Source organism: Pseudoalteromonas sp. 68 DY56-GL68 (genome assembly GCF_041414825.1).
Lineage (GTDB): Bacteria > Pseudomonadota > Gammaproteobacteria > Enterobacterales > Alteromonadaceae > Pseudoalteromonas.
This window is the reverse complement of the sequence record NZ_JAOCZL010000024.1, coordinates 128,057-154,469: the sequence shown is the minus strand read 5'-3', so window position 1 is coordinate 154,469 and position 26,413 is coordinate 128,057. Positions and strand designations below refer to the sequence as shown.

Here is a 26,413-nt window from a genome sequence, read left to right as displayed (position 1 = left end):
CCATTGTAGCCGACTAAAAATGTGATCCCAATGAAATTCCCATGCCGTTTAGATAAATTTATCAGCCATATTGCTGAATTACCTCGCAGTAAAACCAAAGCTGGTATCAAACGTAAATACGCCACTGTAAATGGCGAGGTGATCACCTCATTTGATTATTCTATCAGCCAAGATGACGACGTGCGCTGGCAAGGCGAGCCGTTGGTCTTTTTAGGCAAACGCTACTTCATGCTTCATAAGCCTGCAGGCTATGTGTGTGCCAATAAAGATGACCTTCACCCGACCGTATTTGACTTACTCGATGAGCCAAACATGAGCGACTTTCATGTTGCTGGTCGTTTAGATATAGATACCACAGGCTTAGTGATCATCACCAATGATGGTGACTGGTCGCACAAAATAACTTCACCAAAGCACAACAAGTTCAAAACTTATTTAGTTGAAACGCAAGAACCGGTTGATGAAGAAGCTATTGCAGCCCTAGAGCAAGGTGTACAGCTTCATAACGAAAAAGAGCTAACTCGCCCTGCCATTGTTGAAAAACTTGCAAGCTACAGCTTACGCCTATCCATTTGTGAAGGTAAATATCATCAAGTTAAACGAATGCTGGCCGCAGTTGATAACAAAGTTGTTGAACTACACCGTGAAAAAATTGCCAATATTCATCTTGATGAAAATCTAGCGAGTGGTGAATACCGCCCCTTGACTGCTGCTGAGCTTTCGCTCTAAATAGGTACTTGAACAAATATCATGATAACGCTGTCATTTTTACTTAATAAAAGCTAACAAGTTGCCGATAAACATGGTAGAAAAGTAGAGGGGATATAATAAAAGGAGGCTAACTGTGTTATCAGGACTAGCTTTAAAAACAAAAATTAGCTTATTTGCTACCGCTATTTTTATTGCGCTTTGCGCAATAGCTTTGTTAGGTTTACAGTCGTTACGTCATGCGAGTGAGAGCGATAACATTGCGCGTATTAACCAATTAATGAAAAGCACAACAAATATCGTTGAGCAATTCGAATTGATGGTAAAAAATGGCCAGCTTGATGAAAATCAAGCTAAAGAGTTGGCAACTCAGGTTTTAAGAGAAAATAAATATCACGATTCAGAGTATGTTTATGTCGTCGACAATAATTTAGATTTTCTTGCCACGCCACATGACCCAGAGCTTCATGGTACCAGCTTTAATGACTTTAAAGATGCCAGCGGTAACAGCATTGGTCGCATGGTCGAAAAACTAGTGGGTAATACCACAAATAAAATTATTACTTATCATTGGGACTCCGTCCGTGATGGCGAAACAGTAGACTTAACGTCTGTTGTACAAAAAACACCGCTGTTTGGCTGGTATGTTGGCACAGGAATTAGTGCAAAAGAAGTCGATGAACGATACTGGAGTACAGCAAAGTGGCTATTGGGTTTATCTATGCTCATTGCCATAGCCCTCACGTTTGCAATTGCACGCTTTGGCTCATCACTGACCAATGCACTGGGTGGTGAAATCAATGAAGTAATTGATATTGTTAAAAACGTCTCACGTGGCAACCTCCACTCAACTATCCGCCAAGATGCACCAAGTGAAAGTATCATTGCGGCCATGCATTATATGCAACAAGGCTTACGCGGCGTTGTTGATGGCATTAAAGACGTAACTGATAGCCTCAAAAATCAAAGTGTTGATAACGAGTCTCGCTCTGTTGAGCTTGATAAACTCACCCGTAGTTTAAATGAAGAAACACAAATGGTTGCCTCAGCCATTACCGAACTGACCGCCTCAGCGCAAACAGTTGTTGAGCATGCCGAACAAGCAGCCTACTCAGTACAAGAAGCTGAGAACCAAGGGCAAAGCGCAAGCCACTTAACCAACGAAGCAGCACAAACAATCGCACTTTTAGAGCAACAAATTGACAGCGCTGGTAATAACATTCAAGTTCTTGATGATGAAGTAAATAATATCGCTAATGTGCTAAGTGTTATTCAAGGAATTGCAGAGCAAACGAATCTATTAGCCCTTAATGCAGCCATTGAGGCAGCTCGTGCTGGCGAACAAGGTAGAGGGTTTGCGGTTGTCGCTGATGAAGTCCGCGGCCTTGCACAACGAACACAAACCAGTACCGAAGAAATCCGCAACATGATTGGTAAATTACAATCAGCAACACAAGATGCTAAGTCATCTGTTGCACTCAGTATTTCGACCAGTGAGCAAACTGTGGCTAAATCAACCAAAGCCAATGAAGAACTAAACCGAGTTGCGAGTTCATTAAGTGCAATCGCACAAATGAGCCATCAAATAGCTATAGCAGCTAAAGAGCAATTAGACGCAGGTGAAGATACAGCAAAACGTGTGGTGACCATTTCAGATACAGCCTCACAGACAGCTAACGTATCCAGTCAGGCACATACGGCAACCGATTCAATCAAAGGCCTTACAGCTGATTTAGAGACAGAAACAGCTAAATTTAGCTAATTCAAACCAGTAAAAACGAAATAGCCCAGCAACTGCTTGGGCTTTCATTTTAAAACCCTTCGTTTATCTTACTTAAATTTGCTTCAATTATCATACTCTGAAAGAATATAGGTACACATTATTTAAAAGGATTTATAATGCGCCAACCATACGAGGAAGTAACGGTTCAAGAACTTGAACAAGATATTCTGACTGTTACTGGTGATCCTGTTCATGCCAAAGCTAAAGCTCAAGCCTTTTCTATTTACTATCGTAATGTTGTTATTGATTCAGTACGATTTTGCCAAGGGCGCATTACTGAGGACGACTTAAAGTACTCTCGCTCTATACAATGGCAGCATATGAAGTCCCACTCAAAGAAACTTGCTGAAAACATGCAAAAGGCAGGTAGAGGTAAGCGCCCAGGTAATACTGCCGCTCACCATATCGTTTCTTGGAACGACCAACGAGCAGGTAAAGCTAGATTGCGCTTAGCAGCATTCGGAATTGATATTGATAACGAAGCAAATGGGATTTATTTACCACTTCATAAAGCTCATGTACCGCTGAAGTCTCTACCCAATGCCTATGCCCACAGTACAATACACACTGAAAAATATTACTTAAATGTCGAATTTTTAATTGAAGAATCAGTCATGGAAGGTTTGGGGCACAGAGGTATTATAGATACACTAAGAGACATAGCCGATGACCTTGAAGATGGTCAATTTCCTTTAAAGTCTTTAATTGAATAACCAGTAGCAGAGTATATAAATGCCAAATATAGATAAAGTTTATCGTTTCGTTATCGACCCAGATAAATACCTTTACTTAAATGAAACAGGCTTTGAACAAACCATGCAGCTTACCGAGGGCCTGCTTCTCAACTTTGATGGTTCTTCAATGCGTGATAACTGGCGCACTTTAGGTATTAACTGGCTAATTCATGAATCAAATAAAGATTTAGATCTAGAAATTCCAGACATTGCAGGTTTGGGAGCAACCTCTTTTGTTCTATCACAAAAAGCTAAAACAATTTTAGAGCCTTATTTAGGCGACAACGTTGAATATTTAGAATGCGACTTAAATGGTGAGCTTTGGTTTGCTATGAATGTATTAGGGTTTGAGGATGCAATAGAGCACGAACTTACTGAATTTAACTATAATAGACGCGGCCAAATTAGCAGAACAAGGCGATTTAAACGCTTAGTAATAGACAAAAATAAAATCAGTAACTTAGCTATCTTTAGAACTAAAGAGACAACGCTTAGGTACTTTACTACGGACGCTGAAAATAGCTTCTATCGATTAGTTAAGGAAAACAACTTAACAGGTTTAGAGTTTATAGAGGTTGAGGCGAAATAGTGAATACGCATAATCATGCTTGATGTAACTAAAGAAGAAGATATCTTTCCTACTCAATTAAGCTTTAGCCAACCTATGCGGCATGTAATAGCAATCTTCATGTTTACACCGATACATAGTGCAAGTAAGTTACCTGTTCATTTTGATGAGTTACTGACAACTCTTAGGTTGTTTATCTTACCCGACAGGCATTGAGCAACTGCTTGGGCTTTTTCGTTTTTAAATTCGCATTAAGACTTAATCTGTACCAAATCGAAATCGGCCATTCCAGGCACTATTTTTTGTAATCGAGATTCAGTGACATCTAGTGAGTTTAAACACTCACAGTATTCAGAGGCTTTCATTTCAAGCTGCTCCGCTTTCTTTTGCAGTGACTTATCTATTTCCTTAGAGATAATATCCATACGCTGACCCATGTCGTTAATGCGATCTTCGATATTTCCTTCACGTGATTTAAACGCATCACCTAATGAAACTAAAATAGCCCCTAATGAGCCATGCACTGCTGAGTGAATTTTTTGGCTGATCTCTTTGGTAAAAAAGTCATCGATTTTCGACAATGATTGCGGGGCGATAAAGAAAAAGTCATCGCCACGCTTAAACTTATCCATCAGAGCACGTTCAACATACTGTAATTGCGTTTTAAGTACTTCAGGTTCTTTGTCGGACATGCCCTCTACGACCTGCTCAATAGCACTCAAACCTAGATTTACACCATCAGTGGCCAGTTCAACTAATTCAGGCACAGTGTCACGAATACCTAAACTAAACTGCTCCACGACTTTGCTTTCTTCTGGATTAAGGTCAACCCAATAGCCACGAATAAATAACTGAGTATTGTTGTTTATTTGTACACGGGTTTGGCCTTTATCAACAATACGAATAACATCATCTGTAATGATCAAGCCGTGACTAAGCTCAACTTCGCATTGTTTTTTAGCTAATGAGGCATAACTTGAAAAACTCGAGAATGTAATAGCTGCTGCAAGCAGCGAGCGAGAAAAAAACGCCATATACACCCCAAGAAGACAAAAAGAGAGGTCGGTAGATTAGCAAAAATCCAGTTTTATGCAAGTAAAACGCCTAGCTATGCTAGGCGCCTTAAAAGAAAGGTGAGTTAAATGGGCGAACCCGGTGGCATTGGCAATACTTTAAAGTTTGCAGGCCACTCACCGCTTTCTAAAAAGTGGCTGATTTGTTCGCTTAAATATTGCTTGAAGGCACTATCACCTACTGATGCACTTCCTAGCATTGATTCTTGCTGGTAACTCTTTGCAAGCTTGCCAAGGTAATAACGAAACTGTGCTTGTACCTCAGGCGCGACTTTATCACTCGTTACTAAATCAGCAAATTGCTTAGCCGTTAAAAGCTGCACTCGTTGGCTAATCTTACCCGCCATTCCTTGGGCAATTTTTTGCTCGAAAATTTGCTGATAAGTTTGAGCTAATAATGAATCTAAACTATAAAATGCATCGCTACGCGCTTGTTGCTGCGCAAGGCGATTAACACGCTGGCTATTAAATAATAGGCTTAAACTATGTGCAGCTGCGACTTCAGGCAATGCCATAGCATCCAGGGTTAATCCTGTACGACCGACAATGCTCTCGCGTGATTTAGATTCCCCATACGCTTTTGGTGGAATAAGCGCTAACACTGACTCAGGTAAAACAAGATTCTCAGCTTTTAGTGTAGCAAGTAATGCATCAACAGCCGCTTGCTGGGTTTGCTTAGTTACAACTTGCGCCCCTTTTGGCTCAGAATCATCACGTACTTCATATTCGTAATTAACACCGGCAATTAATTTAACCGCAGCTTCAACTTGATAGCGATGGAATAAATAAAGTGGCACCAGCATTTCTTCTAATTGCGATAACGCAGTCCCCGTTTTGATATTTTCAATACCAAAGCTCGTCAGCGCTTGTTTGCGAATATCAAGTACACGCATTAACTCATCACTTGGTGAACGACCGTTATCCCACAAATGCCCCGTTGGATGAGCGCCCCCTTTAGCACGTGCATCACTGTCCGAAATAAATTCCAGCCCTTTGCTTTTATTTTCAGCTAAAATTGCGGCCAGTTGTTGTGGTTCATCTTGGTTTGTAAAATCGCTATAACCATATTTTATCACTTGTGTGTCCCACACTCCCATACCAGAGGCATAGCCTCGGCTCACATCCAGTTTGCCTTGCTCATTGAAACTAAGTAGCGGGTGAGGATAGTCCATTACCGATGCTCTATCAGCGACCGACGCTGAAAAGTTATGTGCAATCCCTAAAGTGTGGCCTATTTCATGAGCGCTTAGTTGACGAATACGATCAAGAGCCATTGCTTGTAAACGAGTAGCAACTTCATTACCTTCAAAATAAGGGGCAGCTAATGCCTCAGCAATAAGGATATCTTGACGTACACGTAATGAGCCCAGTGTTACATGGCCTTTAATAATTTCGCCCGTTCTCGGGTCTATCACTGAGCTGCCATACGACCAGCCACGTGTTGCACGGTGTACCCATTGGATCACGTTGTAGCGTATATCCATAGGATCAGCATCATCAGGTAACACTTTAACGATAAATGCGTTCTTATAGCCAGCAGCATTGAATGCATCATTCCACCATTTAGCGCCTTCTAACAAGGCTGTTTTAACTGGCTCAGGTACGCCCGGATCTAAATAGTAAACAATCGGTTCAACGGGTTCGCTAATTGGCAGGCTCGGATCTTTTTTTGCTAAACGGTGGCGCGGGATATAACGCACATACATAGACTCACCAAGTGGTGCGGCGTAATCTTTATGCTCAATACTCCAGTAACCTGATTGAGGGTGGAATTGACGTGGTGTGTAGTTATCATCAGGCAGTTCAATAAAAGAATGATGCATATGTACTGTAAGTATGTGAGGATCAGCGCTCACTTGACGAACAAACTCACCTGGGTTACTACCTTGAAAAGTGAGTATTGCCTCTAACTCTGTATTTTTCACAAATGCGTTTGAACGAGCTAAATAGACTGCGCTTCGGTTACCATCTAAATTAAAGCTCCCCTGCGAAGTTGCAGCTAAACGACGACTTACACCGTGCACATCACTCAATAAATAAGGAGTATAGTCTACAAGCACCGCTGAGTCTGACTCTGCAACAACACTAAAGCCCGCAAGAATACTCGAAGCAAACGCTTCTTTGATACTTTGCTGCTCGGCCAAGTTGGTCGTATTCGCTCGATAATAAGTATTCAATGCTCGTAACATCACCTTATCACCAAAACGTTCAAATTGTACTAAATAGGTATTGCCAAGTTGCCCTCGATCAAGGCCTATATCATTTGAGCCCACGCCATAAGGCAAGCTTTGCTGAAGTAAAAAAGGTTGCTTTAGTTTATCAACTGCAACATACACTTTGCCGCTTTCAGAATCATAATAGAAAGAATAATAGCCCGAAAAATGACTCATTTTTTCAGTAAAATCATTTATAGGCTTAATTGCTGCGTGTGCTTGAGTTATTATAGTAAGCAGCACAGCTAAGAGCAGGTATCGTAGTAATGGTATTTTTTGCATAATCTTATCTTTGTTATTCGCGTTTTAAATACTGTACAGGTATTAGGCAGTATAAAGTATCGCCAACAAAAAACAGCTATTTAAGACGAAATTCAGCGCTTGCTAAGACATTCTCTCTCACACTTAAAAATGTCTGGCTACAACGTTATCAGGAAAATAGAATGCGTAGACTCCCACCGGTATTATTAGAAGATGGTTGCCCTCGTGAACTGATCTCATTGATCAGAACAGTGCTTGCGGCATGTAAAGAAATTTCATTCCGTGTTGGTCAAGGTGCCTTATCAGGTGTGTTAGGTTCAACTCTTGACGAAAATATTCAGGGTGAAACACAAAAGAAATTAGATGTACTTACCAATCAGCTTCTAAAAGACATTTTACTCGAATCGGGCTACGTAAAAGCCATTGCTTCTGAGGAAGAAGATTTTACCGTTGCGGGTAACCCTGATGCTAAATACATCGTTGCCTTTGACCCGCTTGATGGCTCTTCAAATACCGATATTAACTCACTGGTTGGTACGATTTTCTCAATTATGGCAGCGCCTGATGGCGCGGATCCTGCTGATCCAAGTATCTTTATGCAACCGGGTAAAAACCAAGTTGCAGCGGGTTATGTATTATATGGCCCATCTACCGTGCTGGCATTAACAACTGGCAAAGGCACACGCTTTTTCACCTTAGATAAAACGCACGGTACCTTCTTATTAACAGAAGATTTTGCAAAAGTCCCTGAAGACACCAGCGAATTTGCTATTAATGCCTCGAATCAGCGCCATTGGCAACCGGCGATGCAAAATTACATCAATGACTTACTCGCTGGTGACACAGGCCCTCGTGGTCGTAACTTCAACATGCGCTGGATTGCTGCAATGGTGGGTGATGTGCACCGTGTTTTATGTCGTGGTGGTATTTTCACTTACCCGACCGATACGAAAGATCCAAATAAGCCTAACAAATTACGTTTACTATACGAAGCAAACCCTATGGCAATGTTAATCGAACAAGCTGGCGGTATTGCCTCAACGGGCACAGAGCGCATCATGGATATTCAACCTGACGCTATCCACCAACGTGTTGCGGTGATCTTAGGCTCGAAAAACGAAGTTGAAACCTGCTTGAACTATCATAAGTAGCAACAAGTACATACCTTAGGCTGAAAGATATAAGACTCTTTCAGCCTAAGCTCAGTTCTAATAACTTCTTTAGCGTACTTTTACTCAACTCACCCATTTGCTCGTTATTACTTAAGGCAAAGATTGCGCCTTCAACCGCACTTTCATCGATGTCTTGACGAGATTCCAATACATTTGCCCAAAGTTCTAACTCATCGATATCTATTTCGCCGTCAATAACACGCTGTAAAACGTGACAAAAAACGTCTTGCGTAACGATATACACATCACCTTGATTGTCAGGGCTGCTGGTAATAATAGAGATTGCCTCAAATCGGTTTTCACCAAATCGGGCAAACTCATCTAATGCGTCTAATTTATCCATTTGCTATGCTTACCTTTTCAATCTCAAAGCATCTTTTTACTGAATGACAACCCTTACTTGCTCGCAATGCAAAGCAACACTTAACTGCCAAGCCGACAATATAAATGCTTGTTGGTGTAATGAATTACCCGCCATTTTACCACTTGATGAAGCAGCTACATCCTGTTTGTGCCGTGATTGTACAATTAAGGAAATAAATTTATTTTTATCCAAACTATACCAACAGCCTCTTAAGCAACAACTCGCTTTTGCCAACCCTTTCTATCACCAAGGTAAGTTAATTGAAAATCTCGATTACACAATGCAAAACAACTACATGGTATTTAGTCGCTGGTTCTTTTTGAAGCGCGGACATTGCTGTAAAAACGACTGCACCCACTGCCCTTTTTCCGATAGTTAATATCCAGATAGAGTATTTATTCAATTAATTTGCATTTTATTGCAAATAACGCATGACCACGAGAATAAAAATACACTATAATTGGATATAAATTCACTAAATAAATCTCTTTTTAAGCTTAAATTACTATATATGTCTATTTTTTAAGCATAAATTTACTGTAACTACATCGGAATCAAACATGAATACCTTTAGGCCTGCTCTACTTGCAAGTGCAATTTCTGCGGTTTTAATCAATAGCAATATGGCATTTGCAGCAGAAGATGCTATCGACGTCGATAAATCAATTGAAACAATTCAAATTACTGCAACACGACGAGCAGGTTCTGTGCAAGATGCACCACTCAATATTACGGCCCTAAATGGCGATGTAATTAGCGACCAAAATATTAGTGATTTAGAAGATGTTGCACGCTGGGTGCCAGGCCTAACGATTTCTGATCAAGGTGGCCGTGAAGGCTCTCCGATTATCGTTCGTGGTTTGAACACCAATACCTCTGACCGTATTTCTGATAGCGGCACAGTGGCAACTTATGTTGGTGAAATCCCACTTAGTATTGATTTACGTTTAACTGATGTAGATCGCATGGAAGTACTCATCGGCCCACAGGGTACGCTATACGGTGCTGGCACTTTAGGCGGTGCAATTCGTTACTTACTAAAACAGCCTGAGCTTGATATTACTGAGGGTAAAGTAACAGGCGATGTATTTAGCATCAACGAAAGTGACGGTACCGGTGGTGAGTTTGGCGTGGTATTCAACACGCCACTAATCAACGATAAACTCGCATTACGTACTAGCTTAAATTATTACGATAATCCAGGTTACATCGATTACACCCATGTAGTTCAAAAGCCAGGTGTATCAAATCCGAACCCTGACTTTTCTGACAGCAGTGATGTTAACGCCAACTTAAAAAGCATAAGCGATGTTAACGATGAGCAAATCACCACAGCACGTTTATCACTTCGTTGGCTTGCAACCGAAGGTGTTGATGCAACACTTAACTACTTCTATCAAAAACAAGAAAATGGTGGCAACTCGACATCGCAATACGGCTCTCTTGCTGATAGTAGTGCGCTACAAGGGATTCCTGGAAAATACGAAAACGTAGCTCGTGTACTTGAGCCAGGTGAAGAAGAAAACGATTTATTAAGCTTAGAAGTAAAAGCAGATCTTGGTTTTGCTGAGCTGGTCTCTGCATCTGGTTGGTCTAGCTATGAGCAATCTGGTCAGCGCGATCAAACCGATCTACTTTATGATATTTGGTCAGGTTATGCCGACTTCCCTTCATTTGTTGGCTACACGCACGATACCTCAGAGCGCGACACTTTCACGCAAGAACTTCGTTTAGTATCAAACAGTAGTAGCGCTTTTAACTGGATTGTGGGTGGCTTCTATAACAAATTAGAAAGTCACTCAGATGATCGTGAATACACACCGGGTTTAACTGAGTACTGGGGTGGCGGCATTCCAAATGTTGAACAAGATCTTGAGTACATTCTAATTTCAGACAGCGAAACCACTGAAAAAGCACTTTTTGGTGAAATTGGCTACAGCATTACAGATCAGCTTGATGTCACTGTTGGCGCGCGTTTTTACGAATACGATGTTTCTACAACATCTGGTTCTGCAACACCGCTCTATTCTGGTGACTTTGATTCACTCGATAATCTAGCTATGGAAAATGTAAGTGCCAGCGATAACGGTAACTTATTTAAGTTTAATGCTAATTACACATTTGATAATGGTATTCTTGCTTACTTTACTGTGAGTGAAGGTTTTCGTATTGGTGGTGGTAACGGTATTGCACCTTGCCCTGATGTATTACCTGAGCAACAAATTGTTTGTGCTCTGCCAAATGAAGAAGATTACAAACCAGATACCACAGTCAATTATGAGTTAGGCTTTAAGTCATCATGGTTACGTAATCGCCTACACTTCAATGCAGCGCTATTTAATGTTGATTGGAAAGATGCGCAAGTGGGAAGCAGCACGGTAAATGGTCAGGAGTTAATTACCTCAAATGCGGGTTCTGCTAATTCAAAAGGTATTGAGCTTTCAAGCCGCGCTATGATTGGTGATAACTGGGCTGCCTATGCGACATACGCTTATGCAAAGGCTGAATTGACCGAAGATGCGCCGTACTTATTTGGCGTGTTAGGCGATGACTTAGCGCAGTACCAAAGCTACTATGATGGTGCTAAAGGCGACCGTTTACCAGGTGCTCCTGAGCATCAATTCTCGTTTGGTCTTCGTTACGAGCAAGATGTCTTAGGTGATAAGTTATTAAGCGTAAACTACGGTATCACAGCGCAAAGTGATGTAATCACCAAAGTAGGCTTAAAAGCAGACGGCGAAGTATTACCAGGTTATGCACTAAGTAACTTATCTGCCAAAATTACTGGCGATATGTGGTCTGCAACCCTTTACGTAGACAACTTATTCGATAAATATGCATTCACTTCTGTACGTCGTGATAAGTCTTGGGCTGGTATGTCGCAATATGCTGAGCTTAACAAAGAACTACCTGAACTACAGCGTGTTTATGGTCACTACACCACAACACCTCGTACTATCGGTATGAAGTTTAGCTACAACTTTGAGCTGTAATTAAACATACCCATAAAAGCCTTGTCACCTTTAGGCAGGGCTTTTATTGGAATTGGTATAAGCCTGAAAATAATTAAGTATTATGGTGAATTGGTATACTATGCGCTTATGCTAAATGATACCCAACAAGCGCTTCGCGCTCATATCCAACAGTTGTTAAGCGACAAGCAACTAAACGATGCACATCACCTACTTGTGCAGCGCCTAAAACAAAACCCTGAAGACCACGTTTGTTACTTTTTACTCAGTGAAGTTAACACCGCAGCAGGTGATATCAACAAAGCGATTAAACTCCTTGAAAAAGCGCTAAGCCTAGCCTCTTTTGCGGTTTACCATTTAGCACTTGCCAAGTTATACGTACTGTTAGGCAAAGTAAGTAATGCAGCTGTGCATTATCAAAGCGCTCTGCAAACAGCTGACTTTAGTGCCCCAGACTTTGATACATTAGCTAATATTGCGACCCGATTAGGATATTATGACGACGCCCTTAGCTTTCAAAAAGCAGCATCCCAACGCAATAAAGATAACCTACAAATTAGCTATAATTTGGCGGTGTGTTATAAAATTCACGGACTGTTCAATGAAGCTAAAAGCTTGCTACAGCAACTAACTACAAAGCAACCTTACTTTTATCAAGCCCACTATTCACAAGCTGAACTCAATAGCGATGTAGATGCCAAACAACATATCCAAAAACTACACGCTTTAGCCAATAAAGAAAAAACCATTATTGACCAACAAGTGTATTTTCATAGTCTTGCGCTTAATTATGAGCACCTCAATGACTACAAAAATGCATTTAAATACTTTGCACTAAGTAAGCAAGCGATAGCCAGTAAAGTTAATTATCAAACCACACAGCATCGCCACTTTTGTCAAAAACTGATTACCCAGAGCAAACAGCAAGCAATTGAAAGTAGTGACTCTGCGTTCTCGCCCGTTTTTGTTGTTGGCATGCCCCGCTCTGGCACAACCTTAGTTGAAAAAATCCTTAATCAAAGTGAGCAGATAAAAGGCATCGGTGAGTTAAACGATATTGCGCAACTCATACAACACGCCACGCAATCAGTTCGTGTGATTGATAGCAAAATGCTCGATAAGGCATATGAATCTGAGAAGATAAAGACAGCACTGACTAGCTATCAACAAAGAGCCGAGCAGCTAAGTGATGGCCTAAGAAGTTGTGATAAACAGCCATTTAACTTTTACTATATTGATTTTATTTTAGCGGCATTCCCTAATGCTAAAATCGTTTGTATGCAGCGGGACTGGCAAGATTGCAGCATTGCCAATTTTAGGCAGATGTATAGCCCGCAAAGTGTGTTTCATCACTACAGCTTTACACTTAAAGATATTGCTTCATACCATCAAGATTACTCTGCATTAATCAGTCATTTTGCCAACAAGTATCCTGAAAATGTTTTTTTACAAAGCTATGAACAACTCGTGGCAGAGCCTAACGAACAAACTCAGAAACTCTATGCTTTTTGCGATTTAAGCTGGCAAGAAAGCTGCTTATGCTTTTATAAAAACAATGCGGCATCAGCCACGGCGAGTAAAAAGCAAATTCGCCAGCCACTGAATAAAAATAGTATCGGCAACTGGCAAAATTACGCTGAGTTTATTGATGCGGACCTGTTTCAATAGGTAAGTCGTGACGAGCGCCCCACTCACTCCATGAGCCATCGTAAACACGTAAGTTAGCGTAACCGCATTCATCAGCACACAATGCAATTGCACAAGCCGTTACACCTGAACCACAGCTAAACTGTAACTGGGTGTGATGCGGTGCTATGTGTTGTTCAAATAATGACTGCAACTCGCTAAGCGATTTAAGCTCACCGTTATCCAGTACACTTGCAAGTGACAAACTGCGACTATTTGGAATATGACCACTGCGCATGCCTTCACGCGGCTCTTCGTGTTCGCCGGTAAATCGCTCAAAAGGGCGAGCATCGAGTGTTAGTGTGCTTTTTTCATCAAGAGAGTTAAGTACTTGCTCAGCACTGATAAAGTAATCAGCGCGGGGACTGGCAACAAAGTTGCCTTGACCAGTAGCCGCTGAATAGCTTGCTTGTGTTGCGTAGCCAAGTGCCTGCCACTTAGCTAAACCGCCACTTAGAACTTTTACGTTATCAAAGCCCATTGCTTTAAACATCCACCACGCACGCGCTGAACTGAATAAACCTTGATCCTCATAAATGACAACCAGAGAGTCTTGGTTAACCCCTGCAAGCTGCATATGCTCTGTAAACTGCTCACTACTGCACATCATACTTGGTATAGGGTTAGTACTATCAGCCAGCGTCTTTTTGAAATCAAAACGCTGCGCATTAGGCAGCATTGCTCTAGGCGCATACTCACCTGGCATGCCAGGGCGCACCATTCCCGCATCAAAAGTTATGATATTTGCATTATTATAATTTTTATTGAGCCATTCTGGCGTGATTATATTTTTCATTTTGACCTTCCAACTGGAATAACTAACTCTACTTTAAGCTCAAATAAGTCTAGATAATACGTTGTATTTAATGTCATATTCATACGCACTTTCTTATTATGATGATAAACTATGAATAAATACATAACTGGGCAAGAACTAGATTAGATAATAACGGTCTAACCCCAGCAAAATTGAGCCTTATTTTTCAAAAAATGAGCTGGGCATTGTCATTCATACCCTCTATCATCTTTGAAAAAATAAGATGAAAGTAAACTTATTGAGAATAAAAAAGCCCTTGCTAACTCACTAATCTAACGTTAAAAAGATAAGCATTAGCAAGAAATAGTTAAAGATTAATCTCTCAAGAACATAGCAAATAAAAACATCTCGGCCTCATTCAAATGCCCAAAAACCAAACAATTGATAGTAAAAAAATCCAAGGGAATATACTGGTTGTACTTCCCAAGTTCATTGGCGATACAATTAATTGCACCCCAGCAATCAAAATGCTTAAAACACTTTACCCGAACAAAAAAATCTATGTGTTAGCACGCCCACATCTTGTTGAAATGCTATCTAGAGATAACTCGATTGAGGTTATTTCTGATAATCGCTTTGATACGCATCAGCCTTGCTCACTTTTAAGCCAAGCGAGTATATTAAAAAAAGCCAATATCGACTTAGCAATCATACTAAGAAATTCTCTTTCAGAAGCGCTCCTTTGTTTTGCAGCTAAGATTAAATATCGTATTGGCTATGCACAAAATGGACGTTCACCACTACTAACTCACACATTAAAGCTTAATAAAAATCACCATTATATTTACCGCTATTGCCGTTTAATAAACGAGACACATGGATACCCTTTTTCAGAAATCCCCAATACCGAAGTGCAAGCTAAAAAGAGTCACTACATAAAACAGAATAAAAAGAAAAAGCTAGGTATTTATTTTGGTGGTAAAAATAAACGATGCCGTCATTACCCAGAAGATCTCGCGACTCAAACCTTGAAAAAACTCAGTGAAGAGCACCCTGACTGCGATTTTTATATTGTTGGCGATCCTTCAGAGAAGGATGAGGCTGAGCAGTTAGTCGCTAAACTTAATAATAGCAACGCGTCAATCACGAACCTAGCCGGTCAAACCTCTATGCTAGAAATGCTCGACTTAGTTGCGTCTTTAGATTTATTTATTACCATTGACTCCGGCCCTATGCATATTGCAGCCGCCGCAAACATCCCATGTGTGGTATTAGTCGGGTTAGGCACATCGCCTTGGAGTACTGTTGCCCCGAAGCAAAAGAATTACATTGCCTTGGTTGCCAACGGCCAGCAATTAATAGACAGTGAACTCATAAGAGACATAAAGCCTAGCCAAATTTGTGAGGCAGTTAATCAGCTAATTTAAATATTGATCACTTGTGAACGCATGGGCGCTAAACGCTCTAAAAGTGTGTTTTGCAGCCGCTGAGGTATTTGCTGCTCGTCCATTGCGTTTATTAAAAGCTCAACAACGCGGTTAAAGTCTTTTTCAGATATATTCATACCGGTATGAATATCAATCATCGAATCGCCTGTATAGCTGCAAGGCCCATCAGTCACTGAGCATAAATGTGAAATGAAGCCTTGACGAAAGTGCGCTACATTTGCTTGCTTAAAATACTCAAGAATCTTGCTATCGTGCCCGATCTGGTTAATAAAACTATCAACCAGCTTTTCTATACCTTGCTGTCCATCCAGTTGTTGATAGAGGCTAAGCTGGTTTGTTGCTCTACACCCACTCAGCAATACCACAAGTGCAAAAACATAAAGAACATATTTCATTACCAATATCCTGTCACTGACAAATACCAACCTGTTTGATCATCTGCTCCCGCAATACGCCCTAAATCAAGCCATGCAGCAGTGACACTAATATGTTTATTAGGAAACCAAGCAATAAATATATCTTTCCAATCTTGTTCCGAAAGACCAAGATTATTACTTTTTTCACGGTACTCGATACCCACTGCCACCTGATGCGTTAAAAATACAGCACTGGACGCTTCAAATAACAATTTTTCAGCGCTGTTTTTACCCCCATATCCTAATAAGCCTAATTGGTTAGCCTCGCTGTAACGCACAGTGGTGTTCCAAAACCAATTATATCCAGCAAGTGCCCCTAAGTGGAGTTTACTTGCTGCAATATAAACATCGGTGCCTTTTGTATCCTCAGCGCCTAAAAGTGAAGCAACCGCACCGTTTTGTAGTTCCTTATGCTGCACTCCCAAACTTACTTGTGGCCATTCACTGTAAACAATATCACCATAAAGCCTTATTTTAGCCGCACTAATTGATTGTTCAATTTGAGTGTCCAGTGCAGGCACATCAAATTGCTGCTGCGCATAGCTAAGTTCTACACGATCAAATAAGTTAAACTGCACGCCACACACATCTAAGCGGTAGTCAGTTACATCTGCACGACTACAAAAGCCGTTGATTGCCACTTCATCAGCGCTTGCATAACCTGCTAATTGCGCCCACGGTACTAACCCGCCTCCAGCACTTCCTTCGACTTGCGAAACCCCAGGGGTTGCCAGCAACTTTCCCGTTGCAGCGAGACTTGAAGCCGCGCTAGCTAAACAATATAAACCCACAAACCATTTAAGATGCTTCATTGTATTGTGCTAACCATTGAATAAATTGTTCGGACTTGAGAGGTCGGCTTAGATAATACCCTTGTGCATAGTCACACTGTATTTGTGTAAGTAAATCAAGAGATGCTTCATTCTCAACCCCTTCTGCTACAACCGAAAAGCCGAGTTGATGGCCTAGGCTTACGGTCGATTGAACTATGTATTGATCTTGCTTAGATTGATCTAGCTTTAATATAAAACACTTATCTAGCTTTAATTCATCAATAGGCAGCGATTTCAGACGTCCAAGCGATGTTTGCCCCACACCATAGTCATCCAAAGAAATCTTAACGCCTAAGCCTTTTAAATTTTCAAGCGCTTTTATTCCTTGCTCTTCATTTTCGATCATGTCGCGCTCTGTAAGCTCGATAGTGATTAAATGACCACTTAACTGGTGTGTTTTGAGTTGTTTAGCCAAATGAGAGTAGAAGCTCGGATAAGCAATATCCTGCGCCGACACATTAATAGCTGCCTGCATCGAAATGCCCATTTGCTGCCACTGCGCAACTTGTGAAACAACCGTCTTAACTACCCAAGCCGTTAACTCAACAATCACACCGGATTGCTCTGCTAAATCGATAAATAACTCTGGGGAAACCCATTGACCATCTTTACGTTGCCAACGAATCAGTGACTCAACTTTATCAATACATTGCGTTTTAATATTTAGCTTGGGTTGATAGGTCATAAAAAGCTGCCCGTCATTATCAAATAACGCTTGCTTTAGTTCATCTATAATAGCCAATCGTTCGAGGTGCTCTTCGTCCTCACCTTCTTGATAGTAGTGCACATTCTTTTGTTCAGATGATGCTGTATCAACGGCAATTAATACACGGCGCATTAAATCATCAGGCTTCACACCTTGCGACATACAATGAACTACACCAGTACTAAAACGTAAGGTTATATTTAACCCTCGAATTAAATAGCCCACTTGTAATTGTGCCATTAACTCCATCACACTGCTTTCTAGTTGCCCTGCTTTTTGACTGGGGAATAAAGTTAAAAACTCATCGCCACCAATTCGAGCATTCACTCCACCAATCTGCTCTGAGTACTGACAAATTCGCTCTGCCACCGCTTTTAAGCATTCATCACCAATGCGTGGGCCCAGTTTATCGTTAATATGTCGAAGGCCTCTGATATCAATTGCCACTAAGGTGTAATCAATTCCAAGTCCTAACAAAGACTCCATTTTTTCGAGCATGGCACTGCGAGTTAAAAAGCCAGTTAAAGAGTCATGACTTGCTTGAAAGCTGATTTGCTGCTCACGCTCTTTAATATCATTACCCATATTATTGAAAGCATCGATAAGTGTTGTAATCTCACTACTTTGCTTTTTGCCAACAAAGTCTGCTTGATAATTACCACGGGCAAATTGCTGCGCCAGCAATGTAAGCTGTAATAAAGGTGTCGTTAAATTTTTAGCTAAAAAGCCACTGGTCAACACCCCAATGAACACCGTAATAACCGCTAAAATAATGATAGTAAAAAAGAGTTGCTCAAATTCTCGGTAACTTAACGTTAAGTCTGCACTAAGTAATACTGTAACCTGATGCCCTGACAATGAGGGAAGTTGAATTAAACGATTACGATAAACTGGCTTTTCCCCAAAAATCCGATGTGTCATTTTATTATTGAAGTGTTCAAGTACTGAGCTTCCATAAAGGTCATCCGTGAGCGATGTTTCAACAACATCATCCTCTTGACCAATAAAACTCACATCCATTGTAGTCAGGTTTTTCAACTCTTTAGCAACTAAGTCAGTAATTTTGAACCCAACGAGGCTGTATGCCACTGTACGAGGCGCTCTCACTGGCAGTAAGATCACCTGATATAAAGTTTTATCAATAATAATAAAATTTGATTGCTCAGCATGCTTCAGCAGTTCACGCATCAAAGGGGTAAACTCATCAGAGGTATGATCTAACTCTGTATTTGCCGATACAAGTTGACCCGACAAATCAATTAACATCATTAAATCTGCGTTAATACGCCGACTGTGATTATTTAAAACGCTACTAATTGTGTCGGCATCTTGCGTGGCAATAGCTTGTTTAAAACCAAAATCAGCAGTCAGTACTTTCGCTGCCGTTAACAATAAGCTTTCTTTGGCGCTAAGGTACTGCTTGAACACATTCTCAGCAACATTGATATCTTCAACTAACTTTTGATTATTAAAACGATTTGTTGACCACCAAGAACTTAATAAACTCACCAGTGTGGTAAGTAAAACTAAACCCACGCATAGCGCAATAATTCGCCCTCTTAAACTATTAACCATTATTTACCTTAAACATCTCGCCAAATGTATTTCGTGGTGCAGGTTCCACAGTCTCAACAATAACTTCATAAAACTTTTTAGGAGATTGATTTACAAGGAGTGACTGCTTAAAAGTAATATCGCTTACTTGGTTTGGGTGCCAAATAGTTAAACTTAGTGGATATATAACGTCCTTAAGTGTTGCCATTCCCTGTTGATTTGTTTTTATAGCCCGATGATTTTTAGCGACATAAATATAGCCGACCATTGAATCATGGATATTACAACCAAGTACCACAACACCTGAGGTATCAAATTTTTCAGGCTTTTCGGGTTGCCCCGCATACAGCTTTATATCAAAGACTTTAGCAGGCGAAAAAGAGTAAACATGGTGACGAATATCATCACTATTAGGAAAATCCACTAACTGCCCTTGTTGAACAATCAGTACCGTAGGAGAAAATTGTTTATTAACTTGATCCATTACCGCGACTGGAAGAGGCGTAGATTCATTATTTTTTATTGCAACCTGCTCAATAACAGCGTCAGATAACGGATTACCTAGCTGGTCACGAACAACAAATGAAATATCCGCTGCAAACAAAGTTGAACTGGTAAAGAGTGCAAGACCACACGTCGCGCGAAGACAATGCGCAAATAAAAACATAGGTTGGTTCCTTGCTTAGCTTATTCTGCTAATTAGTATAGATTAATCTTGTGTTAAGTTAATGACTGAAAGCAGGAAAAGCAAGAAAAAAGCCAAGCAAACGTACCTAAAACATAAACTTGGCTTAAAAATAAGAAAGGCCTTGAAGGAATATTAGGCCTGAAAATGTGTTTAACTGTGTTTAATCAAACCGTATTCGCTGTCTAAAATAGCAATCACTTCACCACGCGGATCGCTTGGTATCGTTATTTTTTCGCCCACTATTTTACTTGCGATACCAACATAAGTATCAGACACTTCAAGCATTACAGATTCAGGTAATGTGTAATCTTTTGCTAATTGCTCGCGCTCACCCATGCGATCTTTATTTAACAATACATCGCTGTCTGGCACATTATTAATTAATAACTGGCGGAAACCTTCTTTTGAATTTTCAACTATTTTACCATCACGATAAGCAGGGCCATCCCAAATACGTGATGAATCAGGCGTGCCCACTTCGTCAATATAAATAAGCTTGTCAGAGCCATCGATATCTTCTACATAACCAAACTCAAACTTGGTATCTACGAAGATTTGGTCAAGCTTTGCTAACTCATCACTAATAAGCTTAAAGCCCTCAACTAGCAATTGCTCATATTTAGCGACATCGTCTTCAGATTTAAAATTAAATACTGATAGATTATTAGTAATGTTTTCGCGGGTGATATTAACATCGTCCACCTCAGGAATTTCGGCAACACCTGTAATAATCCCTTTTGTTGATGGTGTAATAAGTACATCATCTAACTTTTGATTAGCTGTTAGACCTTCAGGCAAATCAATACCACAGAAATTGCGTGTACCTTTAGCGTAATCTCGCCACATGCTACCTGTAATATATTGGCGAGCAATGGCTTCAACTTTTACAGTGCTTGCTTTACGCACAATCCACACATATGGATGTGGAATATCAACAATGTGATTACCTGCAAGACCTGCTTTGTCAAATAACTTAAACCAATGTGATGCCACAGAGTTTAAAGCAATACCTTTACCTGGCACACCATTTAAACCATTTTCACCTTGCCAAATACAATCAAACGCAGAAATACGGTCTGAAATTACCATAATAGCTAGCTCGGTTCCCTTTGGAACTTGGTAACCTTTTTCATTAATTAAACGAGCGCTGTCTTCATCAGTTAACCAATAAACTGAACGCACTTTACCACTGTGTACCGCACCTTTGGTACGGATCGGTAAATCATCGTTTACGTCTAAAACTTTATAGCTAGTCATGCTATCTCCGAAAGTATTTGGCATGCTCAAATGAGCACATGTATGGGATTGGGGTTATGGCCGCCTATAATAATCTAGACGCTATGAAAGCTCAATCATTGCGCTACGATCCGCTTTTCAATTCTCATGACAAAATCAATAAACTTTAAATGTTCTGTAATTTTGCTGTCATAAACAAAACTTCGCTATAATAGCGCCCTCACAATAGGAGGTTTTCTTGGATTACTTAGCAGCTACCGCAGAAAAAAAATACTTAATGTATATTTCACAGAATTATTCATACGCCATCTTGCGCCCTCTACAGCAAGAAATTTTAGCTCATGGCGGTGAGGTTAAGTGGTTTCTAGAAGGAGATGAGGTTAACCCTGATTTTCTTCACCAAGAAGAGCAACGTTTGATGTCATTAAACGATGTAAAAGAATGGCAGCCCGATATTGTCTATCTACCAGGAAATATTGTTCCAAACTTTATCCCTGGTAAAAAAGTCAAAGTTTTTCATGGCTTTAATTCAGGAAAACGCGTTAATAATGGCCTAGATAATCATTTTAAAATTCGTGACTGTTTTGATTTATATTGCACTCAAGGGCCATCGACTACGACCACCTTTACAGAGCTTGCTCAGAAGCATGGCTACTTTCAAGTAAAAGAAACAGGTTGGCCAACACTTGATCCCTACTTTTCTGAGGTCGAAAATAACCCTTACGAAGATAAGCAAGATCCGCGTAAAACATTACTCATTTGCTCGACTTTTTCTCGGCGTATCTCACTAGCTCCAAAGCTTTATGAACAAATTAAAGCATTTAGCGAGCAAGGAAAATGGCGCATTTTAATGCAGTTTCATCCTAAAATGCCAAGCGAACTCGTTGCGCAATATAAAGCGCTACAAAATGAAAACTTAACCTTTGTAGAAACCGACAATGTTTTACCGCTTCTAAAAGCAGCGGATGTAATGCTCTGTGATACCTCATCGATATTACTGATGTTTATTTTACAACGTAAGCCTGTGGTGACCTTCTGCAACCAAAACCCCGATGAGCATCTCGTTGACATTACAGATGCAGATAAAATCGAACAGGCCATCGATTATGCTCTCACAGAGCCCGATGAACTAATGGCTAAAATTGAACACTTCTGCCAACAGTTACACCCATATCAGGACGGCTTATCGAGTCAACGTGTACTTGCTGCCAGCAATGAATTACTATTGACGAATCCAGCACTTAAGCCAAAACCACGTAATTTTATTCGTAACCTCAAAATGCGTAAAAAGTTAAATTACTGGCGATGGTAACAACTTATAGGTCGTTATGATCACGCTTTCAAATGTGCTATTTAAGTGGCACTCACAACAAACGACGCCAACGATCAATATTGCACAATTGCAGATTGATCAAGGCGAACATGTTTTTCTTCATGGCCCGAGTGGCTGCGGTAAATCAACTTTGCTGTCTTTGCTTGCCGGTGTTGCTACTCCTAACAAAGGCACAATTGAGTTACTTGGCAAAGCAATAAACCAACTTAGTAATAGCCAGCGCGACCGTTTTCGTGCCGACCATATTGGTTATATTTTTCAAAACTTTAATTTACTGTCTTACTTATCACCCATTGAGAACGTAACATTAGGCTGCCAGTTTTCGACATCTCGCAAACATCATGCGCTTCAAAACAATGCCACTATTAATGCAGAAGCGAGCCGACTGCTTACAGCGTTAGGGTTAACAGGCAGCTTACAGCATCAAGCTGTCGGTGAATTAAGTATTGGTCAACAACAACGTGTTGCAGCAGCCAGAGCATTTATAGGTAGCCCAGAAATCATTATCGCCGATGAACCAACCTCGGCACTAGACACACAAAACCGTCAAGCATTTGTGAAGTTACTGTTTGAACAAGCCACAGCCACTAATAGCACGCTCGTGTTTGTCAGTCATGATGAGACCCTGCGCAGCCTTTTCAGACGCAGCATTGACCTTGTTGAACTACAAGGAGGCAGACATGCTACTACTTAAACTTGCCGCAAAAAGCTTATTCAATCGCAAAGCCAGTGCTTTGCTTACGTTATTCACTATTGCTATTAGTGTGATGTTGCTCATGTCGATTGAGCGTGTTCGTATCGATGCCAAAAGTAGCTTTAGTAATACCATTTCTGGCACAGATTTGATCGTTGGCGCTCGCACGGGCGACATTCAATTGCTGCTCTCTTCTGTATTTCGTATTGGGCATGCTAATAACGGCGTCAGTTGGCAAAGTTATCAGTATATTGCAAAGCAACGGGGAGTAAGCTGGAGCATTCCACTGTCGTTAGGTGATAGCCATAAAGGCCTTGCGGTGCTTGGTACAAACAAGGACTACTTTACTCACTATCGCTTTGGTAAGAAGCAGCCATTAAGCTTTGCAAACGGCCATGAGTTTAATCACTTATTTGACGTTGTTCTTGGTGCTGATGTAGCCAAATCCCTTGGCTATCAACTGGGTGATAAGGTCGTGATTGCTCACGGCATGGGTAATACTAGCTTTCATAACCATGATGATAACCCATTTACCGTTGTTGGTATTTTACAAGCAACAGGTACACCCGTTGATAAAACCTTGCATATTCCACTTGCAGCGATTGATGAAATTCATGGTGGTCATAGTCATCAACATGAAAAAGCTCACGACCACGACCACGACCACGACCACGACCAGCATGATGATGTCGATCTCATTGGCACACCAAAACAAATAACCGCTTTTCTACTCGGTTTTGATTCGCCACTGTACACCCTACAAGTACGCCGTAATATTAACCAATACAAAGAGGAAGCATTACTTGCCATCATGCCTGGTGTGACCTTACGTGAATTGTGGGAAATGCTCTCAATTGTCGAAAAAATATTATTACTTTTTTCAATTGTGGTGGTCATTATTAGTTTACTTGGCATGTTGACCAGCTTGCTGTCGAACTTAAATCAGCGTCGCAGAGAATTGGCTATTTTGCGCTCGGTAGGCGCTAGGCCTTGGCATATTTTTACATTGATAAGCGCAGAGTCATTACTCATCACTGGGCTAGGCTGCCTTGTTGGTGTCGCCTTGTTCTATGCTTTAATGCTATTCGGCGCAGGTTACTTGCAAAGCCATGCCGGAATAAGCCTTAATATAGCGCTATTATCGGCCTATGAACTCATGCTATTAGCTGCGATAATGTTTGCAGGTTTTATCGTTGGGTTAATACCTGCAACCCGCGCATATTTTTACTCACTTGCCGATGGCATGAGTATCAAAATTTAAGGAGTTTTATGCAATTTTTTCAAAAATTTATTGCTGTTGCCATGCTTTTATCCTGCACGTTAGCAAATGCAGGCGAACCTAAAGAAATTTTTTGGGAAGACTTAATCCCACAAGGGCATGTACAAATTGACACCCAAGCACAAGCTAACCATGAGGGTTCAGAACAAAATTGGGTACAACCTGATTTAGATGCGCCGGTTGTTAAAGAACTAAACGGCCAATCAGTTAGTTTGCCTGGCTTTGTAGTGCCACTAGAGGGCGACAGCGAAGTAATAACTGAGTTTTTACTGGTGCCATATTTTGGTGCCTGTATCCATGTACCACCCCCACCACCTAATCAAATTGTGCATGTCACAATTGAAGGGGGTGTGCCTATTGAAAGCCTATATGATGCAATCGTTGTTACAGGCGTGATTAGCACAGAAACTTGGTCGGGTGAAATTGCGCAAGTTGGCTATAAAATGAAAGCGGTCGGTGTCGCCCCATTTGAACTATAATTTAAAAGCACGCCGAGGCGTGCTTTTTTGATGGTTGCTTTCTGCGTCACTTTTGGCAATTAGAACAGTAAACCGTGCTTCTTTGCCCTAATCTAATTTCCTTTAATGGCTCTTTACAATTAACACATGGCTCGCCTTTGCGACCATAAACCAATAATTGCTGCGCAAAATACCCTGGCTTACCGTCACTTTGGGCAAAGTCTTTTAATGTTGTGCCACCTTGTGTAATAGCCGCTGCAAGGGTTTCTTTAATAATAGGCACCAATTGCTGATAACGCTTTAAAGACACCTTACCGGCTTCTCGTTTAGGATGAATTCCAGCCTTAAATAGCGACTCATTGGCATAGATATTACCAACACCAACCACCACAGCGTTATCCATAATAAATTGTTTAATGGGTACTTTTTTGTTTCGTGACTGCTCAAAAACGCGCTCTGCAACAAACTCTTCTGTTAACGGCTCAGGCCCTAGCTTTGACAGCAAGGTATGGCATTCATTTGGCGCTTGCCATAAGCAAGCACCAAAACGACGAGCATCATTAAGCCGTAACGCTTTACCAGATGCTAAAATAAACTCAATATGGTCATGTTTTTTTAAAGGCTCAGTTGCATCCACAACACGTAAATTACCCGACATTCCTAAGTGCAAAATCACACTACCCAACTCACAACCGAGTAATAAATATTTTGCTCTTCGCTCCACTGAGGTAACTTTAAGCCCTTGCAATTGATAAACATCATCAGGCACAGGCCAACGCATGCTGGCGTTATGAATATTTACTTTAGTCACTGTTTGGTTAAGCACATGCGGCGTTATTCCCAAACGGCTAACTTCAACTTCTGGTAATTCAGGCATCTATGACTCTCTTAAAACGGGTATAGCGGAAATAACTTAACGACATCGGCTTGTTCAAGCTCAAATACCCGTTGTAACCGCTTATCCAATAAATAGTATTGCTGCTCAATGCTATATAACTGATACACCGCTGGCAATTGCTCACCAGCAAGCCATACAGAGGCAACATAATCCGCAGATGCCTTTGAAATTTTACTCACTGGCAGCGCTGCTATGGTTAATTGCTGACGCTGCCAACGTTCGACTAATTGTTCGAGCGTCTGTTCATCGGCTTGCCATGTAATGCTTTGTAACTTTTGGCTCCGCCACGAAGTACCTATGCGCTCAATTTTCAGTTCAGGAAAAGCCATTGCTAAAATAAAGCTTTGCTCAGGCAGTAGAGCTTGAACGCCCTCATTCACAGGGGGAGTATTGAGCTTTTTGTGCAAACCGTTAAAGAAAAAAATCATCAACAGCATCGAAATAATCACCACATTATTCCATGCTTTTCGGCTCAAACGCATCGTATCTTCCTCACTTTTCAATACCTTAAAGTGTAACTAAAAAGTCCATTAATTGGCAGTTGTAATTGATCAACAAAATTTCATGTCTGTTATGTAT

General features: G+C 40.8%; 24 protein-coding genes. 13 read left to right on the top strand and 11 right to left on the bottom strand.

The features are described from left to right. Positions 1 to 30 precede the first annotated feature (30 nt). The 4 genes from rsuA to NYF15_RS19915 all read left to right on the top strand — a co-directional run bounded on the left by rsuA (position 31) and on the right by NYF15_RS19915 (position 3,814). On the top strand, positions 31 to 729 hold the full coding sequence (gene rsuA, locus NYF15_RS19930; RefSeq protein ID WP_130149436.1) for a 16S rRNA pseudouridine(516) synthase RsuA: 699 nt from the start codon (positions 31 to 33) through the stop codon (positions 727 to 729). Between the two features lie 115 nt (positions 730 to 844). After that, on the top strand, positions 845 to 2,470 hold the full coding sequence (locus tag NYF15_RS19925; protein ID WP_371354459.1) for a methyl-accepting chemotaxis protein: 1,626 nt from the start codon (positions 845 to 847) through the stop codon (positions 2,468 to 2,470). A 137-nt stretch (positions 2,471 to 2,607) separates the two neighbouring features. Then, positions 2,608 to 3,204: an AHH domain-containing protein gene (locus NYF15_RS19920; protein ID WP_371354458.1), complete on the top strand. Its 597-nt coding sequence runs from the start codon at positions 2,608 to 2,610 to the stop codon at positions 3,202 to 3,204. 19 nt (positions 3,205 to 3,223) lie between these two features. Beyond that, positions 3,224 to 3,814, top strand: coding sequence for an imm11 family protein (locus NYF15_RS19915; RefSeq protein WP_371354457.1), 591 nt, complete (start codon positions 3,224 to 3,226; stop codon positions 3,812 to 3,814). A gap of 230 nt (positions 3,815 to 4,044) precedes the next feature. Here NYF15_RS19915 and NYF15_RS19910 read toward each other — a convergent pair whose 3' ends face one another. After that, positions 4,045 to 4,827 (bottom strand): YggN family protein, encoded by a 783-nt coding sequence (locus tag NYF15_RS19910; RefSeq protein WP_062568663.1) that lies wholly within the window; start codon positions 4,825 to 4,827, stop codon positions 4,045 to 4,047. A gap of 104 nt (positions 4,828 to 4,931) precedes the next feature. After that, positions 4,932 to 7,361: a zinc-dependent metalloprotease gene (locus tag NYF15_RS19905; RefSeq protein ID WP_371354456.1), complete on the bottom strand. Its 2,430-nt coding sequence runs from the start codon at positions 7,359 to 7,361 to the stop codon at positions 4,932 to 4,934. A gap of 161 nt (positions 7,362 to 7,522) precedes the next feature. Here NYF15_RS19905 and NYF15_RS19900 point away from each other — a divergent pair, with 161 nt between their 5' ends. Then, on the top strand, positions 7,523 to 8,491 hold the full coding sequence (locus NYF15_RS19900; protein ID WP_371354455.1) for a class 1 fructose-bisphosphatase: 969 nt from the start codon (positions 7,523 to 7,525) through the stop codon (positions 8,489 to 8,491). Positions 8,492 to 8,531: 40 nt separating this feature from the next. Here NYF15_RS19900 and NYF15_RS19895 read toward each other — a convergent pair whose 3' ends face one another. Beyond that, on the bottom strand, positions 8,532 to 8,855 hold the full coding sequence (locus NYF15_RS19895) for a hypothetical protein (RefSeq protein WP_371354454.1): 324 nt from the start codon (positions 8,853 to 8,855) through the stop codon (positions 8,532 to 8,534). A gap of 43 nt (positions 8,856 to 8,898) precedes the next feature. Between NYF15_RS19895 and NYF15_RS19890 the strand changes: the two genes are divergently transcribed. The 3 genes from NYF15_RS19890 (at position 8,899) to NYF15_RS19880 (ending at position 13,516) form a co-directional block, all read left to right on the top strand. Further along, the gene (locus tag NYF15_RS19890) at positions 8,899 to 9,255 is read left to right on the top strand and encodes a DUF5522 domain-containing protein (protein WP_371354453.1); all 357 of its coding nucleotides are present in this window, start codon (positions 8,899 to 8,901) and stop codon (positions 9,253 to 9,255) included. A gap of 181 nt (positions 9,256 to 9,436) precedes the next feature. Continuing rightward, positions 9,437 to 11,869: a TonB-dependent receptor gene (locus NYF15_RS19885; RefSeq protein WP_371354452.1), complete on the top strand. Its 2,433-nt coding sequence runs from the start codon at positions 9,437 to 9,439 to the stop codon at positions 11,867 to 11,869. A 108-nt stretch (positions 11,870 to 11,977) separates the two neighbouring features. Continuing rightward, on the top strand, positions 11,978 to 13,516 hold the full coding sequence (locus NYF15_RS19880; protein ID WP_371354451.1) for a sulfotransferase: 1,539 nt from the start codon (positions 11,978 to 11,980) through the stop codon (positions 13,514 to 13,516). Here the strand turns inward: NYF15_RS19880 and NYF15_RS19875 are convergent. Then, complete coding sequence (locus tag NYF15_RS19875) at positions 13,491 to 14,330, bottom strand: sulfurtransferase (RefSeq protein WP_371354450.1); 840 nt, start codon at positions 14,328 to 14,330, stop codon at positions 13,491 to 13,493. The two genes, NYF15_RS19880 and NYF15_RS19875, sit on opposite strands and share 26 nt — an antisense overlap. 383 nt (positions 14,331 to 14,713) lie before the next feature. Between NYF15_RS19875 and NYF15_RS19870 the strand changes: the two genes are divergently transcribed. Next, the gene (locus NYF15_RS19870; RefSeq protein ID WP_130149428.1) at positions 14,714 to 15,718 is read left to right on the top strand and encodes a glycosyltransferase family 9 protein; all 1,005 of its coding nucleotides are present in this window, start codon (positions 14,714 to 14,716) and stop codon (positions 15,716 to 15,718) included. Here NYF15_RS19870 and NYF15_RS19865 read toward each other — a convergent pair. From NYF15_RS19865 to NYF15_RS19845, 5 genes are all read right to left on the bottom strand, one after another. Beyond that, positions 15,715 to 16,134, bottom strand: a complete 420-nt coding sequence (locus NYF15_RS19865; RefSeq protein WP_371354449.1) for a group 1 truncated hemoglobin — start codon at positions 16,132 to 16,134, stop codon at positions 15,715 to 15,717. The genes NYF15_RS19870 and NYF15_RS19865 overlap by 4 nt on opposite strands. Beyond that, positions 16,134 to 16,967 carry a DUF3034 family protein gene (locus NYF15_RS19860; RefSeq protein WP_130149426.1) on the bottom strand — a complete coding sequence of 278 codons (834 nt, stop codon included), beginning with the start codon at positions 16,965 to 16,967 and terminating at the stop codon, positions 16,134 to 16,136. The genes NYF15_RS19865 and NYF15_RS19860 overlap by 1 nt, the downstream gene beginning before the upstream one ends. Beyond that, positions 16,954 to 19,269, bottom strand: coding sequence for an EAL domain-containing protein (locus tag NYF15_RS19855; RefSeq protein WP_371354448.1), 2,316 nt, complete (start codon positions 19,267 to 19,269; stop codon positions 16,954 to 16,956). The genes NYF15_RS19860 and NYF15_RS19855 overlap by 14 nt, the downstream gene beginning before the upstream one ends. Then, entirely contained in the window at positions 19,262 to 19,915 is a 654-nt protein-coding gene (locus NYF15_RS19850; RefSeq protein ID WP_371354447.1) for a methylamine utilization protein, read from the bottom strand. Before NYF15_RS19850 ends, NYF15_RS19855 begins: the two co-directional genes overlap by 8 nt. Before the next feature lie 171 nt (positions 19,916 to 20,086). Further along, on the bottom strand, positions 20,087 to 21,193 hold the full coding sequence (locus NYF15_RS19845; RefSeq protein ID WP_371354446.1) for a phosphoribosylaminoimidazolesuccinocarboxamide synthase: 1,107 nt from the start codon (positions 21,191 to 21,193) through the stop codon (positions 20,087 to 20,089). 217 nt (positions 21,194 to 21,410) lie between these two features. Between NYF15_RS19845 and NYF15_RS19840 the strand changes: the two genes are divergently transcribed. Genes NYF15_RS19840 through NYF15_RS19825 form a run of 4 tightly spaced genes read left to right on the top strand, consistent with a single transcriptional unit; the run spans position 21,411 to position 24,957 of the window. Beyond that, entirely contained in the window at positions 21,411 to 22,484 is a 1,074-nt protein-coding gene (locus NYF15_RS19840; protein WP_371354445.1) for a CDP-glycerol glycerophosphotransferase family protein, read from the top strand. Between the two features lie 16 nt (positions 22,485 to 22,500). Further along, positions 22,501 to 23,199: an ABC transporter ATP-binding protein gene (locus NYF15_RS19835; protein ID WP_371354444.1), complete on the top strand. Its 699-nt coding sequence runs from the start codon at positions 22,501 to 22,503 to the stop codon at positions 23,197 to 23,199. Beyond that, the gene (locus tag NYF15_RS19830) at positions 23,186 to 24,460 is read left to right on the top strand and encodes an ABC transporter permease (RefSeq protein WP_371354443.1); all 1,275 of its coding nucleotides are present in this window, start codon (positions 23,186 to 23,188) and stop codon (positions 24,458 to 24,460) included. The genes NYF15_RS19835 and NYF15_RS19830 overlap by 14 nt, the downstream gene beginning before the upstream one ends. An 8-nt stretch (positions 24,461 to 24,468) precedes the next feature. Then, on the top strand, positions 24,469 to 24,957 hold the full coding sequence (locus tag NYF15_RS19825) for a DUF3299 domain-containing protein (protein WP_371354442.1): 489 nt from the start codon (positions 24,469 to 24,471) through the stop codon (positions 24,955 to 24,957). 46 nt (positions 24,958 to 25,003) lie between these two features. On the opposite strand, the gene mutM is transcribed toward NYF15_RS19825, so the two are convergent. Both mutM and NYF15_RS19815 read right to left on the bottom strand, forming a co-directional pair. Beyond that, complete coding sequence (mutM, locus tag NYF15_RS19820) at positions 25,004 to 25,813, bottom strand: bifunctional DNA-formamidopyrimidine glycosylase/DNA-(apurinic or apyrimidinic site) lyase (RefSeq protein ID WP_130149419.1); 810 nt, start codon at positions 25,811 to 25,813, stop codon at positions 25,004 to 25,006. An 11-nt stretch (positions 25,814 to 25,824) separates the two neighbouring features. Further along, positions 25,825 to 26,316, bottom strand: coding sequence for a hypothetical protein (locus NYF15_RS19815; RefSeq protein ID WP_371354441.1), 492 nt, complete (start codon positions 26,314 to 26,316; stop codon positions 25,825 to 25,827). Between the last annotated feature and the right edge of the window lie 97 nt (positions 26,317 to 26,413).